The sequence below is a fragment of the Arcticibacterium sp. GJ41-1 genome (assembly GCF_055808875.1).
The window spans coordinates 1,586,233-1,603,258 of the sequence record NZ_CM147888.1 but is presented as its reverse complement, the minus strand read 5'-3'; the positions used below and the strand labels follow the sequence as shown (position 1 = coordinate 1,603,258).

Annotated in this window: 18 protein-coding genes; 11 read left to right on the top strand and 7 right to left on the bottom strand. The window is 37.3% G+C overall.

What is annotated here, in order from left to right; genetic code table 11:
• Window positions 1-136: 136 nt before the first annotated feature.
• Together AC0L6O_RS06400 and AC0L6O_RS06395 are read right to left on the bottom strand one after the other, a co-directional pair.
• Window positions 137-685 carry a CvpA family protein gene (locus tag AC0L6O_RS06400; protein WP_473307184.1) on the bottom strand — a complete coding sequence of 183 codons (549 nt, stop codon included), beginning with the start codon at window positions 683-685 and terminating at the stop codon, window positions 137-139.
• 74 nt (window positions 686-759) lie between these two features.
• Entirely contained in the window at window positions 760-1,212 is a 453-nt protein-coding gene (locus AC0L6O_RS06395) for a GatB/YqeY domain-containing protein (RefSeq protein ID WP_473307183.1), read from the bottom strand.
• A gap of 112 nt (window positions 1,213-1,324) precedes the next feature.
• Here AC0L6O_RS06395 and AC0L6O_RS06390 point away from each other — a divergent pair, with 112 nt between their 5' ends.
• Window positions 1,325-2,044: a pyridoxine 5'-phosphate synthase gene (locus tag AC0L6O_RS06390; protein WP_473307182.1), complete on the top strand. Its 720-nt coding sequence runs from the start codon at window positions 1,325-1,327 to the stop codon at window positions 2,042-2,044.
• A 13-nt stretch (window positions 2,045-2,057) separates the two neighbouring features.
• On the opposite strand, the gene AC0L6O_RS06385 is transcribed toward AC0L6O_RS06390, so the two are convergent.
• Complete coding sequence (locus tag AC0L6O_RS06385; RefSeq protein ID WP_473307180.1) at window positions 2,058-2,972, bottom strand: glutaminase; 915 nt, start codon at window positions 2,970-2,972, stop codon at window positions 2,058-2,060.
• A gap of 323 nt (window positions 2,973-3,295) precedes the next feature.
• On the opposite strand from AC0L6O_RS06385, the gene AC0L6O_RS06380 reads away from it, so the two are divergent.
• A complete protein-coding gene (locus AC0L6O_RS06380) occupies window positions 3,296-4,540 on the top strand; it encodes a hypothetical protein (protein WP_473307179.1) in 1,245 nt (414 codons plus the stop codon).
• Between the two features lie 77 nt (window positions 4,541-4,617).
• Here the strand turns inward: AC0L6O_RS06380 and AC0L6O_RS06375 are convergent, their stop codons facing one another.
• Complete coding sequence (locus AC0L6O_RS06375; protein WP_473307178.1) at window positions 4,618-6,387, bottom strand: alkaline phosphatase; 1,770 nt, start codon at window positions 6,385-6,387, stop codon at window positions 4,618-4,620.
• Window positions 6,388-6,586: 199 nt separating this feature from the next.
• Here AC0L6O_RS06375 and AC0L6O_RS06370 point away from each other — a divergent pair, with 199 nt between their 5' ends.
• Together AC0L6O_RS06370 and AC0L6O_RS06365 are read left to right on the top strand one after the other, a co-directional pair.
• The gene (locus AC0L6O_RS06370; RefSeq protein ID WP_473307177.1) at window positions 6,587-7,636 is read left to right on the top strand and encodes an alkaline phosphatase; all 1,050 of its coding nucleotides are present in this window, start codon (window positions 6,587-6,589) and stop codon (window positions 7,634-7,636) included.
• Window positions 7,637-7,829: 193 nt separating this feature from the next.
• Window positions 7,830-8,105, top strand: coding sequence for a hypothetical protein (locus AC0L6O_RS06365; RefSeq protein WP_473307176.1), 276 nt, complete (start codon window positions 7,830-7,832; stop codon window positions 8,103-8,105).
• A gap of 204 nt (window positions 8,106-8,309) precedes the next feature.
• Here the strand turns inward: AC0L6O_RS06365 and AC0L6O_RS06360 are convergent, their stop codons facing one another.
• The 3 genes from AC0L6O_RS06360 to AC0L6O_RS06350 are packed head-to-tail and all read right to left on the bottom strand — an operon-like array spanning window position 8,310 to window position 11,403.
• Complete coding sequence (locus AC0L6O_RS06360) at window positions 8,310-8,705, bottom strand: response regulator (RefSeq protein ID WP_473307174.1); 396 nt, start codon at window positions 8,703-8,705, stop codon at window positions 8,310-8,312.
• 16 nt (window positions 8,706-8,721) lie between these two features.
• Window positions 8,722-10,230: an ATP-binding protein gene (locus tag AC0L6O_RS06355; protein WP_473307173.1), complete on the bottom strand. Its 1,509-nt coding sequence runs from the start codon at window positions 10,228-10,230 to the stop codon at window positions 8,722-8,724.
• Window positions 10,231-10,245: 15 nt separating this feature from the next.
• Entirely contained in the window at window positions 10,246-11,403 is a 1,158-nt protein-coding gene (locus tag AC0L6O_RS06350; RefSeq protein ID WP_473307172.1) for an ABC transporter substrate-binding protein, read from the bottom strand.
• Between the two features lie 740 nt (window positions 11,404-12,143).
• On the opposite strand from AC0L6O_RS06350, the gene AC0L6O_RS06345 reads away from it, so the two are divergent.
• The 7 genes from AC0L6O_RS06345 (at window position 12,144) to AC0L6O_RS06315 (ending at window position 17,002) form a co-directional block, all read left to right on the top strand.
• Window positions 12,144-12,371, top strand: coding sequence for a hypothetical protein (locus AC0L6O_RS06345; RefSeq protein ID WP_473307171.1), 228 nt, complete (start codon window positions 12,144-12,146; stop codon window positions 12,369-12,371).
• Between the two features lie 86 nt (window positions 12,372-12,457).
• Window positions 12,458-12,862 carry a DoxX family protein gene (locus AC0L6O_RS06340; protein ID WP_473307170.1) on the top strand — a complete coding sequence of 135 codons (405 nt, stop codon included), beginning with the start codon at window positions 12,458-12,460 and terminating at the stop codon, window positions 12,860-12,862.
• A 211-nt stretch (window positions 12,863-13,073) separates the two neighbouring features.
• On the top strand, window positions 13,074-13,514 hold the full coding sequence (locus AC0L6O_RS06335) for a thioredoxin family protein (RefSeq protein ID WP_473307168.1): 441 nt from the start codon (window positions 13,074-13,076) through the stop codon (window positions 13,512-13,514).
• A 1-nt stretch (window position 13,515) separates the two neighbouring features.
• Window positions 13,516-14,496, top strand: coding sequence for an FAD:protein FMN transferase (locus AC0L6O_RS06330; RefSeq protein ID WP_473307167.1), 981 nt, complete (start codon window positions 13,516-13,518; stop codon window positions 14,494-14,496).
• Window positions 14,493-14,705, top strand: coding sequence for a DUF4266 domain-containing protein (locus tag AC0L6O_RS06325; protein ID WP_473307165.1), 213 nt, complete (start codon window positions 14,493-14,495; stop codon window positions 14,703-14,705). Before AC0L6O_RS06330 ends, AC0L6O_RS06325 begins: the two co-directional genes overlap by 4 nt.
• A gap of 10 nt (window positions 14,706-14,715) precedes the next feature.
• Window positions 14,716-16,029: a DUF3570 domain-containing protein gene (locus AC0L6O_RS06320; RefSeq protein ID WP_473307164.1), complete on the top strand. Its 1,314-nt coding sequence runs from the start codon at window positions 14,716-14,718 to the stop codon at window positions 16,027-16,029.
• A gap of 16 nt (window positions 16,030-16,045) precedes the next feature.
• Entirely contained in the window at window positions 16,046-17,002 is a 957-nt protein-coding gene (locus AC0L6O_RS06315; protein ID WP_473307163.1) for a VOC family protein, read from the top strand.
• Window positions 17,003-17,026: the final 24 nt, after the last annotated feature.

Here is a 17,026-nt window from a genome sequence, read left to right as displayed (position 1 = left end):
AGCAAAAAAACTTCCGTCTTGTTTCCAAAAACTAAATAGTTCTAGTTGTAAATCTACCTCATAAAAAAGATCAATCACTTTTTATAAGTTTCTATCTGAAAGACTTTTACGCATGACTAATTAGCATAACCTCACTCTACTCAGTTTGATTTCTATACCGCTCCCCCAACTCATTAAACTTCTCAAAAACCTCTCCTATGGAAGGTAAGTAGTCGCTAATTTTGTCCACCAAACTTGGAGCAAAGCCTTTTAGAAAGGGATAAACTTCTGACTCAGCAAGAAACCTCTCTGGAATATTAATACCAATGGCAGAAGCCAACCAAAATAAAACACTCAAACCAAAAATCCAGAGAACAGCACCAAGTGCCGCACCGCCAAGTCCGTCCAATACACCTAAAAAAGTTAGTCGGAGAGCCTTTCTGAAAATCCAGCCGATTTTATTAATAGCGAAAACGGTAGGAAAAAAGATGAGCAAGAAACTCATATAGGGTAGCATTCTTCCTGTTAAATCATCGCCTAAAAGGTCTGACACGAAAGCCATACCTAAACCCAAAAATCTAAAACCAAAAATTATGGCCAACACAAAAGCCACGATTCCAATAACCTCCACCAAGAGTCCTCTCTTATAACCGTTAAAAGCCCCCATTACTATGGGAATAAGAAGTAAAAGGTCTGTGGTAGACATGTGTTGATACGATTTAAAATGAAAATTGGCTGAACCCTTACGAATTCAACCAATCTTAAATAAGGATTATTGTTTTAGCTAGCCAAAAGCTTCTTTACCATGGTAGAGATAGCTCTTCCGTCTGCTTTTCCTGCCAGTTTTTTAGTGGCCGAACCCATCACTTTACCCATATCAGAAGGCTCCTTAGCTCCTACTTGTTGGATAATTTCTGTAATGATTTTTTGAAGTTCTTCTTCAGACATCGCTTCTGGAAGATAAGCCTCAATCACAGCTATTTCTGCTTCCTCTTTAGAAAGAAGGTCTGCTCTGCTTTGTTGTTTAAATATCTCGGCCGAATCTCTTCTTTGCTTCACAGCTTTTTGAAGAATCTTCATTTCGTCCGTTTCGCTAAGTTCGTCTGGAGCTCCCGGCTTAGACTCTTCTATAAGAATAGCCTTTTTTATATCTCTCAAAGCCAATAATTTGACTTTGTCTTTGGCCATCATGGCTGCTTTAATATCAGCGTCAATTGTAGATTTTAATGACATGTTTATCTTTTATTTGGGCATAATCAAAGTATCAAAAACTCTTTGATGAATTGAAATGCGGAATTCTTAAATTGCAAAAAACAAAAAGCCCTATAGGCTTCTGAGAGCAAAAATGACGAAATTATCTGTCAATATCAATAAAATAGCCACCTTACGAAATTCAAGAGGGCATGACATGCCGAACCTGGTAAACACGGCTTTAGACTGTGAACGTTTTGGTGCTGAGGGAATCACGATTCATCCAAGGCCAGACGAAAGGCATATAAAATATCAAGACGTTTTTGACTTAAAGAAAATAGTTACCACCGAATATAACATTGAGGGTAACCCTACCGAAGGACGTTTTGAAGAAGTGGTTTTGACCAACTTACCTACGCAAGCTACTTTGGTGCCTGACACATTAAGTGCCATCACCTCCAATGCAGGCTGGGATACCATTACGCATAAAGACCGACTAAAAGAATTGGTCAAAAAATACCAAGACGCTGGTATCAGAGTATCCATTTTTGTGGACCCAGATATTAAAATGGTAGAAGGTGCTGCCGAAATAGGCACCGACAGAATAGAACTTTATACGGAAAGCTACGCGAGCGAATATGCGGCCAATAAGGAAGCGGCGATTGCCCCTTTTGTGAAAGCTGCAGAAAGAGCACAAGAGTTAGGCATTGGGCTCAATGCAGGACACGATTTGAGCCTTGACAATTTGGCTTATTTTCATAACAATATCCCCGGATTATTGGAAGTATCTATTGGTCATGCTTTAATATGCGATGCTCTTTATTTAGGATTGGAAAACACTATCCAACTTTATCTAAGACAGTTGAATAAGTAAGTAGGTTTAAGTATTAGAATATAGAAGCTTCTGTTTCCGTCGTAAACATTTCCAAAAACATCATGCCTTTATAGGAGTTTCCTTTTGGATTTAGTTTAGGACTCCAAACCGCTATGCTATAGTTATTTGGATAAACAGCCACTATTCCGCCTCCTACGCCACTTTTACCTGGAAGTCCTACCTCAAAAGCGAATTCGCCGGACTCGTCATAAAAGCCACAAGTCTGCATTAATGCATTAATCCTTTTTGTCTCACTTTTAGTTAGCATCTCTTTTCCGTCCGACACTTTTTTCCCGCCATTGGCTAAAAACAAGAAAGCTTTGGCTAACTCTTGACAAGTCATTTCTAAGGAACACAGACAGAAATAGAAGTCTAAAACCTCCTCTGGTTTGTTTTCAATATTTCCCAGCGACTTGATAAAATTACAAAGGGCTACATTTCTGTAACCAATTGACTTTTCAGAATCGGCTATTTTTTGACAAAATTCTAATTTCGGATTATCAGAAACGTCTCTCACAAAAGCTAAAAAATCTGCTTTTGGTGTTTCAAGCTTACTTATCAAAATATCACAAATCACAATAGCCCCAGCATTGATAAATGGATTTCGAGGAATACCATTATCAGCCTCTAACTGTACCAGCGAATTAAAAGGATTGCCGGAAGGCTCCACATCTACCCTTTTCCAAATAGACTCACCCACCATTTTATAAGCTAAGCAGAGCGAGAAAACCTTCGCAATACTCTGAATAGAAAGCTTCTCTTGATTATCTCCAATACCTAAATCAAAATTATTTACCGTAGCTAAATGGACACCCAGTTTATCAGGATTGACATTCCCCAATTCTGGAATATAAGTTGCCAGTTTCCCTAAACTTTCCTCCGCCCTTACACGCTGCATCACCTTTTCTAATATCTCCTTATAATTCATGCTAAGAAATTTATTCGACCGCAAAAATCTACTAAATCATTGACCTTTCAGGCATAAAAAGCGAAAGTCTCTTAAGAAAACAAATCTTCATTAATTTCAATATATTCTGAACTTTCAATATTAAAAACTATCACTTAACTAGTATTTAAACGCTCCAATCTTAAGATAATTTAATAATTCTAGGTTTTGTCCAAATTTTGAACCTCGAAATTCCCTGATATGCCTATTGAATAGTATACTTGGCGGATTCTATAAGTCCTGCCCCACTTAGAACACTTACCTTTAAACCTTTATGTCAGGTGCTAACCGAAAAAAAATCATTGATGCGAAGCAAATATCTCATTGTCCTATTCTTAATAACAATTTCGTCTGCTCTAAAAGCACAAGATAAACCAAAATTATACATTAACTGTCAGCAGGCTAGGTGCTTTACTACCTACCTACTTACCGAGCTAAGCTACTTTACATTTACAAGAGACCAAGCTCTGGCAGATATACAAATATTGATTACCGACCAAGGTAATGCTAGTGGTGGAAGAAATTATCAATTGAACTTCATGGGGCAGCATGCCTTACAAGGATGTGACGCTTTGGTAGAGTTTAAAACTGGACAAAATGATTCAGAAGCCATTGCTAGAAAAAAAGTCCTGAATAAAGTAAGCCAAGGTTTACTAGTTTACATAGCCAATACAGAAATGGCAAAAGATGTCAAAATTAGTTTCCCAAAAGGTGTTCAACAAGCTTCGCAAGACCCTAACTCAGAAAAAGACCCGTGGAATAACTGGATTTTTGGTGTTGGTGGCTCAGGAAGTTTTAGAGGAGAGAGTAATAAAAAATCAGTGCGATTGGCTGGAAACCTCAGAGGCGGCCGTACCACAGAAGATTCTAAGTTTAGTTTCTACACGTACCTCAACCAAAATAACAGTTCTGTTACCTTAGAGGAAGAAACGGAGCATGTAAAAGTTAATAGTTACGGTTTTAATATGCTCTATGTTTCCACTTTTGCGAAAAACTGGAGCGTAGGAGGTTTAATGAAAGGTTTTCACTCTGTTTACTCCAATATTGATTTTTCTGGAAGTTTAGCTCCTGCATTGGAATACTCAATTTTCCCGATTGAAGACTTTAACAAAGAGCAGTTTAGGTGGATATACCAGGCTGGCTACAGAAGATTAGATTATTTAGAAAGAACCATTTTTCAACAAACTTTAGAAACAAAGCCATACCACCAAGTCACCGGAATTTTGGGTTATACCAAACCTTGGGGCAACTTCTCTGCCGAACTTAACGGTTATCAATATTTAGATGACCCAAGTAAATATAGATTAAGCATGGAGGTGGAATTAAGCTGGCGTGTGATTCAGGGAGTATCTCTTCGTCTTTATGGTTACGGTGCTCAAATAAAAAACCAAATCTCACTAGCTGAGTCAGCGAGTAGTAATGAAGAAATTTTATTAGGAGGGCAGCAGCTTCCTACCACGTTTAATTATTACACCTCTTTTGGCTTGAACTTCACTTTTGGTTCAGTTAATAACAGTATTGTTAATCCTAGATTTTCTGGTGTAAACTAGAAATACAGCAAGATAAAACCAAAAGGGCTTCGCAATTTTTGCGAAGCCCTTTTTTTAATTTTCTACAAGCCACCCTCCTATTTATGATCATTAATGAATTCTAGCATTCGCTGATACACCTCTGTGTTTTCATAAATACCTTGCAGCTTTTCAGCACCTTTGCCGTAAGCGAATAGCGGTACCAGAATGCCCGTATGGTCATTTGAATGAAACTGTATTTCCATTTCTTCACCTGTGCCATGAGGTAACGTAACACCCCCCGTTTCATGGTCTGCCGTGATGATTAATAAGGTTTCAGGATGGCTGTCTACATATTGCATTACAAGTCCAATGGCCTTGTCAAAGTCCCGCACCTCTGCCGCCAAAGCTTTTGCCTTATTGGCATGCCCAGAACCATCTATGTGCCCGTTTTCTATCAACAAGGCAAATGGCTTATTCTTCTTCTCTAAAAAGTTTAAAGCCTCCATAGTAGCTGTAGGCAGATAATCTCCCCTACCTTCTGTAATAAATGGCATGCCGCCATCAGCTCCGAAAAAGCCAACTTTCTTATTAGAAACAGTTCCTATTTCTGACAAACTCTTTACTATTTTTCTATTATCCCAGGTTGTGTTTTTAAAAGCTTTACCTCCGCCAGCTACAAAAATATCTAGTTGGCTTTTGGTTAAATATTCCCCTATCTTTTTTGAGCTATCTCTATCTGCCACATGAGCATAAAAAGAAGATGGCGTAGCTCCAGCAATACCATCGGTGGTTACTATTCCTGTGCTAAAGTTTGCGTTTTCGGCTGCATCAAAAATGGTTTGTAGCTCCTTTCCATTAGCATCTAGGCCTATATATCTATTGTTGGTTTTCTTCCCTGTGGCTAAAGCGGTTCCGCCTGCGGCAGAATCTGTGGTAAAATCATCGGCAGATGCAGTTTTGATAAGTCCTAAGCTCTTTATTCTTGCCAAGTTTAGCGGAGCCTTCTGGCTCAATATCCCTGCTGAAATCTGTGCCAAGCCTGTTCCATCTCCCACCATTAATATCACAGCAGGCTGTTGATATTTGGCCGTAGGCATTCTCACTGAGCTCTCGTCATTTTCTACTATTTCTACCAATCTTTCAGACAACGTTTCCAAATACGCATTACATGCAAATGGTTCGTCGGTATTAATAAAATCTATGCCCAATTGGGAAAGGGTAAACCAAGCTGTTTTTGAATCGGGCGTAGCCCAAAACCTTACTTTTTTTCCTTTGGCGTGAATTTGGTCAATAACTGTTTTAAGTTTCGCCTCATCCCCACTTGTCAACCTTCCTTTTCCGTTCCAGCGGGTATATCTATAAAAAGGCAAACTTACCAAAGCCACCTTATCCATATTTGCTGGCCATACATCTACTGTTTGATAGTCGAAATTGATATAGCTTGGGTAATTTCCGTATTGCTCTGCATCAGGTCTGTTTCCAGAAATAACAAAGGACACTTTCTTTGCCGTATTCTTTCCATTTATAAGCTCAGGATATTTTTCGAGCTGAGCCATCAAAACCTTTAAGGTAGGTTCTGCTGCAGTTTTTAGGTCTATCAATATTTGTAAATCAAAAGCCTTATACTGCTCGGAGTTCATAATCACCTGCAGCGGTTTCAAATAAAGGTTTTCGAAAGTATTGCTCTCCTTAATATCTGGCACATTATGAGCCACCATAAGTTTACCTTTTTGCAATATTAAATCAGACTCAATGGAACCACAACCAGCCGAGAAGGCCTTCCAAAAAGGTACATCTTGAGCATAATCATTGTGCGAATGCACTTGAAAATCTTGGCCATAAGAAAGCCCCGAAATAAGAAGAAAAAATAGTAAAAATTTGTTCATGTACAATTTTAATAATTTTCACGAAGATAAACCTTCATTTCCACCCTACTTGTACCTGTAACATTAAAATAACATCAATTTTTCTAAGCATTGCTCTCCTAATCTCTAGCCATATTATGTTACCGTTAAGAAACTATTTCCCTTCTGTTCTAAATATTTCATATCTTAGTTTTGCAGCATCATTCTAAAAACCAACAAAATGAAAACTTTAAAAATATTGACCCTTCTGCTAGCTAGTAGCAGCCTTTTTGCCCAAGAAAAACCTAAAAATGTAATCTTACTAATAGGAGACGGCATGGGTTTAAGCCAAATTTCAACAGCCTTTTACTATAAAGATGGCCCTTCTAACTTTGAGCAATTCAAAAGCATTGGCTTTATCAAAACTTCCTCTACCAGCAGTAAAGTAACCGACTCTGCAGCAGGCGCTACTGCATTTGCCAGTGGTCATAAAACATATAACGGAGCTATTGGCGTAGATGCCGACACGCTTTCCATACCAACTATCGTAGAAGAGCTAGACGTCAAAAATTACAAAACTGGATTAATAAGCCTAAGCACCATTACGCACGCTACACCGGCCTGCTTTTACGCTCATGTTAAAAGCAGAAACATGCATGAAGAAATAGCAGAACAGCTAGCCAATTCAGAAGTTGATTTCTTTGCAGGTGCAGGCCTCAAATATTTCACAAACCGTTCGGATAATAAAAACCTTTTTGAGGACATGAAATTAAAGGGATTTGAAATGGACTCTATCAGCCTTAGCTCTACTGTTGACATTAATAAAAAGTATGGCTTTCTTTTAGCAAAAGAGGCCATGCCAGCAAAACATATTAGCCGTGACGATTTCCATTCAAGAGCTACGCAACTGGCCTTAGATTATCTTAGTCAATCAAAAGATGGATTCTTTTTAATGTCTGAAGGTTCTTTTATAGACTGGGCAGGACATCAAAACAATGCTGAAATGCTAGTGGCTGAGCAATTAGATTTTGACGAAGTTCTAGGTGTCGTTTTAGATTTTGCTAAAAAAGACAAAAACACCTTAGTGGTGGTAACAGCCGACCATGAAACAGGTGGAGTGGCTCTTACAGGGGGAGAAACACCGGACAAACTAAGCCTCAAGTTTAACACCAAACACCATACTGCAGCCCTAATTCCTATTTTCGCCTATGGTCCAGGCTCTGAAACATTCCAAGGAATTTATGAGAACAATGAGGTTTACCATAAGATTAAGCAGCTTTTAGCTCATTAAAGACACTTTTAATAACCTATCTATGGAGACGTGGGTAGGTTATTTTTTGAGCACTCTTTTATTTTTCATTTATTTCTGAATATCCAATAAATAAAATACCACCTAAAATTGTAGAGTAATTACCACAGTTTCATTCCAAAAGACTTGGAACAATTATTTAAGACTTTCAATTACAAATCAAACAAATACTGCGATGAAAGACTTACAAGTGATTAACAAGAAAATCAATGATTTAACGCTAGAAATAGAACAAAACTACCCCGAGTTATATCAGTATTTAGAGGAAAACCCAATTACTTTACCTTCTCCTGATACCGAGGGATTGAGTACTAAAGCTTTTCAAGAATACCTAGAAAGCTTAGAAGAGCTATTAGCAAATCATAAGGAGAATAAACTATATTCAACTATTTCTGAAACTTCAAAACATTCAAGCACTAACGAATTTAGGATACTGACAGATAAAAACTAAGTATTGAGCAGCACTATGTGCTGCATCCTATATAATTCCTGAATCATCTGAAATTGAAAAGGCCAATCAAAAGGTGTTTCTGAGAACTTGAGAAGAAGTTTATTAAGAAGGAAAATGGCAAAAGCTATTGGCACCTTGATTAGAAGCCATTAATAGCGATACTTTTCGCCTTATATCACTTTCGAAAAATATGAAGAAGTGAAACTAAAAGTACCGCCCTATTACATCTACTAGGCCTTGCTTTGTCAATGGCTTGGTAATAAATTCCAATACCTGCCCAGTCGCCATTGCTCTCTCCTTATCAGACTCGTTATCGGAGGTAGTCAGCATGATAATTTTAGTTTTATCACGCTCTTGTTGCTCTTTGTATTCTTTTAAAAAGCCCCAACCATCCATGCCTGGCATGTTTATATCAAGAAAAATAAGCTCTGGAACAGAAAACTCTGGAGAGCTATCAGTAGTTAAATAATCAATAGCCATTTGACCATTCATCATGGTAATAACATTATCTACAACATCAGCCTTTTTTATGACATACTTATGAATATAATTGACCGCGATGTCATCGTCAATTAACAGGATAGTTCTCAATTTTTTCATCACCTAGGTATTAAAATTATACTGGTATTGTAAAATAAAATGAGCTTCCTTCGTTTTCTTCGGATTCTACCCAAATATTACCATTATGAATTTCCACAATTTTCCTACAATGTGCAAGTCCTATCCCAGTCCCTTCATACTTCTCTTTCGCATGAAGACGCTGAAAGATAACAAATATTTTTTCTAGATACGCTTTATGTATTCCAATTCCATTATCATTTACACAGAAAACCCAATGGTCAGATTCCAAAGTAGCGGATATTTTCACAAAAGAACTGACACCTACTTTTCTAAACTTTATGGCATTAGATATTAAATTTTGAAATAGTACCCTAAGACCTATCTCAGTGCCTTTTACCTTGGGCAAATCACCCACTTCTATTACTACTTCAGAATCACTAATAATTAAAGACAAGTCGTCCAAACAACTTTTCACCACCACGTTAAGGTCTAACTCTTGAAACTCTTTGGTCTTACCTAGCTTAGAATAATCTAATAAAGCTGATATAAGGTTTCGCATTCTAATGGCGGCCTCAAATATAAAATTGACATACACCTCGCCATTACCTTCAAGCTCTTTTTCGTATTCTTCTTTTAAGATATCAATAAAGCTTGTGACTGTTCTTAGTGGCTCCTGTAAATCGTGTGAAGCGATATAAGCAAACTCTTCGAGCTCTTTATTCTTTAAATTAATCTCAATATTATTTTCTTCAATTTCTTTAAAACTTTCATTTAAAGAATTCGCCATCATATTAAACGATGAAGCCAATCGTGCTATCTCATCTTTGCTATCTATATTTACAGACACCTCATAATTTCCTGCACTAATTTCAAGTGCTGCATCTTTCAATTCCTCAATAGGTTTTGAAATGGATTGGATAACCTGAAAAGCCACAAGCAAACCAAACAGTACTCCCAAAATACCCGTTATCAAAATAATATTGGACAGCCACTTTAAGCCTTCTGTAAATTCATTCTGGTAAATTTCTAACAATTCATTATAGTGAATTAATAGCTTCACTATTTCGGTGCTTAAATCAGAATAAAAGGCTGGAATTCCTTCATCATAAATGTTTTTTGCCTGAGCCATTTTAGACGCATTCGTATAATCCTTTTTGGTAAGAAGTAGACTATTAATTCTATTAGCCTTCTGTATTATTCCATCAGAAATTTCTATAATCTTATTAATGCTTGTGAGCTCAGATTGAGCGTTAGAACTGCTTCTTTTCAATAGTGCAATTTCACTTTTTAAATACGGCAACTCTACATCCAATATTCCATTCAGACGATTCTGCTCTTCAAAACTCGTTGTGCTATTGAAAGTCTTTGTTGAAATTAAAAGAAACAACTCTCTATTTATGGCTTCATACTTTTCAAGCGTTTTCATTGCCGGAAAAGCTTCTTCCTTTAGTTTTTGATAAGTTTTAGCGGCATCATTACTTATGAGTTGGTTCAAAGTAATTTCAACAACTAAAATTCCAATTAGTAGCCCAAAACTTAAGATTAACTTATTCCTTATACTCATATTTCAGCTTATCTATTATCGCTTTACTTTCAAAAGCTTCCCTTTCTCCTTCAGGCGATATAGAGAAAAGTATATACCACGCGATGAACCATCTTCTGTAATTGACAAATTGCCACATATACCTTGAAAATGCCTCACGCCATAGAGCCTTCTTCTAAGCCAATCCACAAATGGCTCATCAACACTGTTTTCTACATTCGCCATTTTGATTTCATTCAAAACTAAATTCATGGCATCATAAGCTTGCATGGGTGGCCATACGGAGAATGGCTCTTCGCCAAATTTCTCTTGAAAATCCTTCATAAATTGATGTGCTAAAACATAATTACCATCTGCCTCCATAAAAAATGGACATTCGGTATTCACGATAGCTCCTTCTGAATTATCAAAAAACTCAGGGTCTAATAATGTAGTAGAGCCATAAAAAGGAGCAGTAATACCCATGTCTCTTGCCTCTTTCATTGCATAACCAAATTCTTTATAACCGAAGAAAACGTAGGCATCCACCTCCTCACTTTTCAAATTTTCGAGAATTTCTTTAAAATCAGTTTGGTCTGCTTCCACAGTGATTACCTTATTTTTCACATCCCTATCAGATAGTAACTCACTTACCGCCTTACTAGCAGTAGTCATGAAATCATTAGGATAATGAAGAATAGCTACATTTTTAAGCCCCAGCTCAATAATTCTTACTCCTATGACCTGATTAGCCTCCTCTGTTAACTTCGCTATTTTAAAGGTATTTTCGTTCAAATTCGACAGCGTCGCGTCATTATTCAATGGATTTACTACAAGCACATTATCTTTTAACACTTGTTCTTGAACAGCCACTGTTCCATCTGTATTACTGATGAAAAGAACATCAATCTCATGCTCTGCTTTTAATTTCATGTAAGCAGGTAAAGCTTTATCCTTTTCCCACTGGTCATCTTCAATATAAAGATTAACCATAGGTTCATCAGCCTCTTTATTAGCATTATACTGTTCCACCGCAAGTTGCATGGCTTGAGACGGTGCAATGCCTAAATCAGTAGCTCTACCAGAGAGTGGTAAGATGGCTCCTATGTTTATTACATCCACTTTGGGAGTATTACAGCCCAAAAGCACGCCCATCAAAAGCACTAGCATGAGGCTTCTATGACGTTTTATTAAAAATTTTATATTCAATATCATTGTATTATCAGTCTCAAGTTTTCGCATTCGGCATTCCTAAAAACGACCCGACCATAAAACCTCTAAAATAAAGTCTTTTTTCTCTTCATTGCTTATTCTGCAATGATAATATGTTCTCAAAACTGAAGTTTTTTTTTCGTAGGGAGCATTTTGTTCAAATAAACAAGGCTGCCAGGGACAAGTCCTCTCTAATATACTAACAATTAGATTATTGATACCAATTTTAAGTACGCTTGACTTCACTGGCGTTATTAGGGTAAATTCCTCATGAATGTAACTGGTCAAATCATACCATAATAGATGATTTACCTGGTGGCAAATAGAATAAAAATGTCTTAACACGTAGTCTTTAATTTTGATGAAGTATGAATTTTATACACCTCAAGAAAGGTTGTCAAGAATTAATGGTGAAAGAATCAAAATCACCTTCAAAACTATTTTCCTTGATTTTACTAATGTATTTTGACAATAAAAATCCCAAGAACCCTGCCATACTACGTAAAAAACACGATTATACACCAACAACGGGAATACCTATTCGTAATACCGATTCTCTCTTTACCAAAAAGGCGTTTTCAAACACTAATTCTTAGTTCCGAACCCCTTATTCATCTAAATACTCGTTTTAGACATCAAGCTTAATCAAACCTAAAACAACATAGGTTCACTTATTATTTTTACATAACTAAACTACAAAAACCCTACATCAAATCTCGTTTATTATCAGTATCTTAGACACTATGAAAAGGATACAAGTAATTACCAACGAAATAAATAAGCTCACACTAAAAATAGAGGAAGAGTACCCTGAGCTTTACAAATACCTAGACGAAAATCCTATCACGATGCCAAACGCCGAGCATCCTGACATGGGGAACAAAGTCTTTGCAGAATACTTAGCCAGTTTAAAAGACCTTTTAGAGCATCATATAGAGACCCATCAGAATGAAAACAATAAACCTAAGTAATGATATCCCCCTCATTTCTTAAGGTATCTTATTTTTCGTCGTTTTCTAATACCCGAATTTTGTAGTCTAATTTAAACACTAATAAAATGACAACACAAAACAACAAAGCAATCAACATAGGACTTTGGATTGCTCAAGTATTACTAGCACTAATGTTTCTAATGGCTGGAATCATGAAAGCTTCACAACCTGTAGAAGCATTGGCCGAATCTCTTCCGTGGGTTACCTCTACTCCTATTGCCCTAGTAAGGTTTATCGGAATTAGTGAGATTTTAGGTGGCTTAGGTCTTTTACTTCCTTCTATACTTCGTATCAAACCCTTCTTAACTGTTTGGGCTGCTCTAGGCCTAGTAGCCGTTATGATACTAGCAGCTATTTTCCATGCTTCAAGAGGTGAATTTTCAGCTATCGGAATGAATGTAGTTCTTATCGCTATCGCTGCGTTTATAGCTTGGGGTAGAAGCAAGAAAGCACCTATCCTTTCAAAGTAAGTATACTTAATCTTGTCAAAGATGCGTTTGGTTTACACCTATCACCAGCATCTTTGACAATTTGAATTCAAATATGGTTTAAACCATTCGTCTTTCAGTAAATATGAAAGGCCAGCGAATGCATAAAAAATAATTCAAATTGCCCAATCCGAGTAGATTCACATGAAACTGCTCTTCTTAGATAGTTGGTATTAAAAAACTAAACACTACAGTGAAAAAAAGCATCATCTTAGTATTACTGGCGTTAGCTAGTTTCAACGCAGTATTTGCCCAAGATTGGCAAACCGACTTTTCTAAAGCAAAAGAAATAGCTACGCAAGAGAATAAACCAATCATTTTGGTCTTTCAGGGTTCTGACTGGTGTGCACCGTGTATCAAGTTATACAGAGAAATTTGGACCACAGAAACTTTCCAGAGCTATGCAAAAGATAATTTTGTTATGCTTCAGGCAGATTTCCCTAGAAAAAAAGCCAATGCATTGTCTGAAACCCAGACCAAAGCGAACGCTGAATTGGCGGAAGCCTTTAACAAAAACGGCATTTTCCCTTTTGTAGTTATTTTAGATAGTAAAGGAAATGTACTAGGTGAAACAGGCTACAAGAAAACTACACCTACGGCTTACATTGATGAATTAAATAGTTTTATCGAATAACATGAAAAGGCTATTCACCATAGTTTTAGTATTACTTGTTCATGTATGTTCTGCTCAGCAGCCTTATAAACGAACCTTAAAATTAATGGGGAGTCGTTTTGACATTACGGTAGTGGCTGAAGATTCTAGCAGAGCAAATAATTATATCGACGCGGCAGTATCCGAAATAAGTAGAATAGAAAAACTAATCTCTTCTTGGGACGAAAACTCCCAAACGTCTGAAATAAATAGAAATGCGGGCATTAAGCCTGTCAGGGTAGACCATGAACTTTTTCAGCTTATAGAAAGAGCCATAAGTTTATCAAAACTGACCGATGGAGCCTTTGACATTAGTTATGCTTCTATGGATAAAATCTGGAAATTTGACGGCAGCATGACCGTCATGCCTTCAGCAGAAAACATAAGAAATTCAGTAGCCAAAGTTGGTTATCAAAACATTGAACTAGATAAGAAAAATAGCACCGTTTTTCTCAGAGTCATAGGAATGAAAATTGGCTTTGGAGCCATAGGAAAAGGTTATGCAGCAGATAAAGCAAAAGATTTACTCCAGTCTAAAGGTGTTTCTTCGGGTATAATAAATGCCTCTGGCGACATGAACACCTGGGGAAAACAAGCCAACGGTACCGACTGGAAAGTAGCTATCACTAATCCACTAAATAAAGATAAGGTTTTTGCCTTATTACCCATTAATAATGCTGCCGTAGTCACTTCTGGCAATTATGAAAAGTATGTAAACTTAAACGGTAAACGATACACCCACATTATTGACCCGCGTACGGGCTACCCTTCCTCTGGTATTATCAGTGTTACAGTTTTTGCACCAAAAGCAGAATTAGCCGATGCACTAGCCACCTCGGTTTTTGTCATGGGAAAAGAAGCTGGTTTAGACCGTATAAATCAACTGCCTAACATTGAATGTATCATTATTGATGAAGAAGGCAACATCACAAAATCTAATCATATAGCGATAGATAAATTATGAAAAAGACAATTTTAATAGTCGTATTAATCACTGGCTTTTTAAGCAGCTGCGTAGTAGTGAAAGAGTACGAAAAAGTAAACATTAATGACCCTGACATGGCACTTTCTGATAAGAAATATGACCGGAATGTGAGCACCATGCATGCTTACAGGGAAGCTGCTGTGGGAGCAAATGGAGGAAAAACAGGAGGAGGCTGTGGCTGTAATTAAAACTCAGATTATGAAAACTTTAATAAATATTCTTTTAGCTGCATTCTTCCTTTCTAGCCTTGGCAGTTTTGCTCAAGAAAGTCCAAAGCCTTACAAAAAACGAGTTCTTGAAACCACTGAAATAGACATACTTACAAGCTACTTCAGTCAAGATGGTGATAACGCTGCCGTGAGTGGTGGAATTGGCACCGAAGAGTTAACAGACTTTACCGCCACATACATTATTTCTATTCCACTAAATGATGATGATGTACTTAGCATAGATGCGGGCATATCCGCTTACACATCTGCCTCTTCTAGCAATGTAGACCCGTTTGACCAAGGTACGGCAGATGCTTTCCAAGCTTCTTCTGGTGCTTCTAGCGGTGATGTTTGGGTGAATCTGACCGGTACCTATAGCCATAGCTCTGACGACCGAAACACCGTTTGGTCTACCAAGGCTTCTGTGTCTAACGAATACGACTATTTTTCTCTTGGCCTTGGTGGCTCGTTCACTAAACTCTTCAATGAAAAAAACACCGAATTTAGCATCAATGGGAATGTATACTTTGACCAGTGGAAGCCCATTTACCCTTCAGAGTTAAGACCTTTTGAGAATGGCGGAAATGGCCTAAACAGTGGTTTCTTTAGAAGTAACACCATTACCGTAAACGCAAATTACAGTCCTATCTTTAGCGAATTTGATAGCAAAGTGCGAAACTCTTATGCTCTAGGGTTCGGCTTTTCTCAAATTCTTCACAAGAACTTACAAGGCTCTTTGGCTTTAGACTTTGTGCAGCAGCAAGGTTTACTTTCTACTCCTTTTCAAAGAGTCTATTTTAGCGATGTGGCAGACTCGTATATAGATAACTTTCAGTTGGCCGATGCCATTGAAACACTGCCTGACAGTAGATTTAAAGTAGCTGTGGGAGGAAGACTAAATTGGTATTTGAATGAGGTATTTACCCTGAGAACTTTCTATAGATACTATTCTGACAATTGGGGCATTTCTTCTCATACTGCCAGCATTGAAGTGCCTATCAAAATCACTGATAAGTTTACATTATATCCTTCTTACAGGTTTTATAATCAAACAGCTGCCGATTATTTTAGACCACACGAAACGGCACTATCAACAGATACTTTTTATACCTCTGATTATGACTTGTCTGAATTCTCAGCAAATCAGTTTGGCTTTGGCGTATCATATACCGACATTTTCACCAAAGCTCACATTTTGAAATATGGCTTAAAGAGCATTGATTTGAAATTTTATCAATATGACCGAAGTACTACTTTCAGTTCTAGTATGATTTCGGCTGGTTTTAAGTTTGTAAAAGATTGATTTAAAACTTAATCAGATGGAACGAAACCAATTTATTAAAACAATTTTAGGCACCACAATTTTAACAACAATGGACGGATTTTCTTCTTTGGCAAACGCTATTTCTCAGGATGACGCTGGTAAGTTTGCCTCCTTTGGGGCTATACACCTTAATAATACCAGTTTAGAGAAATCTACCCTTTTCTGGACCAAAATAGTAGGCATGAAACTGAGAAAAAGCTCAGCCACTATTGCCGAATTTGGAACTGAAACTAAAACACTGGTGGTGGTTCATGAAACGGCTAAAAAGAATTTTCAGAAAGGTTATAGCGGATTATACCATTTTGCCATTCATTCACCTAATAAAGAGGAGTTTGCCAGCATGGTGCACCGTGTGGCGGCTCACAGATATCCTTTCTCTCCGGTAGACCATACCATGTCAAAATCTATTTATTTAGACGACCCAGACGGTATCAATATTGAGTTTACTTTAGAAACTCCAGAAAGATTTAAAAGGGTAGTTACTACTGGTGGACTCAAAATTGAAGATGCCGACGGTAATGTGCGAAGTGCCTCTGACTACCTGAATATAAACGAGGTATTGAACGACCTAAAAAACAATGACGTCAATAAAATCATTGACGAAGGCACTTATATAGGTCATTTGCATTTGTATGCCAATAATGTTCAAAACTCGAATGAATTTTATCAGGAGATTGGCTTTAATTCATTCAACTATTTGCCACAGTATATGTACGCTGATTTAGGTGCAGGAGGTGCTTACCAGCACCGTATAGCTCTAAACTCATGGCATGGCATAAACAAACCTTTAGCTCCCAGCGAAAATGCAGGAATGAAATATTTCCATATACATTTTAATACGCCTCAAAAGTTAAAAGAAGCCCTAAATAATGTGGCTGAGTATGAAGAGAAAGATGATGGCTTCTGGTTTAAAGACCCTACGGGCAATAATATACTTTTAACCTCCTCATAATTTTAAGAACGCATAATTTACACA

What these genes read in the sequence shown, in the direction of transcription:
- AC0L6O_RS06400 (WP_473307184.1), bottom strand. Translation starts at nt 685, where the DNA reads ATGTCTACCACAGACCTTTTACTTCTTATTCCCATAGTAATGGGGGCT.
- AC0L6O_RS06395 (WP_473307183.1), bottom strand. Translation starts at nt 1,212, where the DNA reads ATGTCATTAAAATCTACAATTGACGCTGATATTAAAGCAGCCATGATG.
- AC0L6O_RS06390 (WP_473307182.1), top strand. Translation starts at nt 1,325, where the DNA reads ATGACGAAATTATCTGTCAATATCAATAAAATAGCCACCTTACGAAAT.
- AC0L6O_RS06385 (WP_473307180.1), bottom strand. Translation starts at nt 2,972, where the DNA reads ATGAATTATAAGGAGATATTAGAAAAGGTGATGCAGCGTGTAAGGGCG.
- AC0L6O_RS06380 (WP_473307179.1), top strand. Translation starts at nt 3,296, where the DNA reads ATGCGAAGCAAATATCTCATTGTCCTATTCTTAATAACAATTTCGTCT.
- AC0L6O_RS06375 (WP_473307178.1), bottom strand. Translation starts at nt 6,387, where the DNA reads ATGAACAAATTTTTACTATTTTTTCTTCTTATTTCGGGGCTTTCTTAT.
- AC0L6O_RS06370 (WP_473307177.1), top strand. Translation starts at nt 6,587, where the DNA reads ATGAAAACTTTAAAAATATTGACCCTTCTGCTAGCTAGTAGCAGCCTT.
- AC0L6O_RS06365 (WP_473307176.1), top strand. Translation starts at nt 7,830, where the DNA reads ATGAAAGACTTACAAGTGATTAACAAGAAAATCAATGATTTAACGCTA.
- AC0L6O_RS06360 (WP_473307174.1), bottom strand. Translation starts at nt 8,705, where the DNA reads ATGAAAAAATTGAGAACTATCCTGTTAATTGACGATGACATCGCGGTC.
- AC0L6O_RS06355 (WP_473307173.1), bottom strand. Translation starts at nt 10,230, where the DNA reads ATGAGTATAAGGAATAAGTTAATCTTAAGTTTTGGGCTACTAATTGGA.
- AC0L6O_RS06350 (WP_473307172.1), bottom strand. Translation starts at nt 11,403, where the DNA reads ATGATATTGAATATAAAATTTTTAATAAAACGTCATAGAAGCCTCATG.
- AC0L6O_RS06345 (WP_473307171.1), top strand. Translation starts at nt 12,144, where the DNA reads ATGAAAAGGATACAAGTAATTACCAACGAAATAAATAAGCTCACACTA.
- AC0L6O_RS06340 (WP_473307170.1), top strand. Translation starts at nt 12,458, where the DNA reads ATGACAACACAAAACAACAAAGCAATCAACATAGGACTTTGGATTGCT.
- AC0L6O_RS06330 (WP_473307167.1), top strand. Translation starts at nt 13,516, where the DNA reads ATGAAAAGGCTATTCACCATAGTTTTAGTATTACTTGTTCATGTATGT.
- AC0L6O_RS06325 (WP_473307165.1), top strand. Translation starts at nt 14,493, where the DNA reads ATGAAAAAGACAATTTTAATAGTCGTATTAATCACTGGCTTTTTAAGC.
- AC0L6O_RS06320 (WP_473307164.1), top strand. Translation starts at nt 14,716, where the DNA reads ATGAAAACTTTAATAAATATTCTTTTAGCTGCATTCTTCCTTTCTAGC.
- AC0L6O_RS06315 (WP_473307163.1), top strand. Translation starts at nt 16,046, where the DNA reads ATGGAACGAAACCAATTTATTAAAACAATTTTAGGCACCACAATTTTA.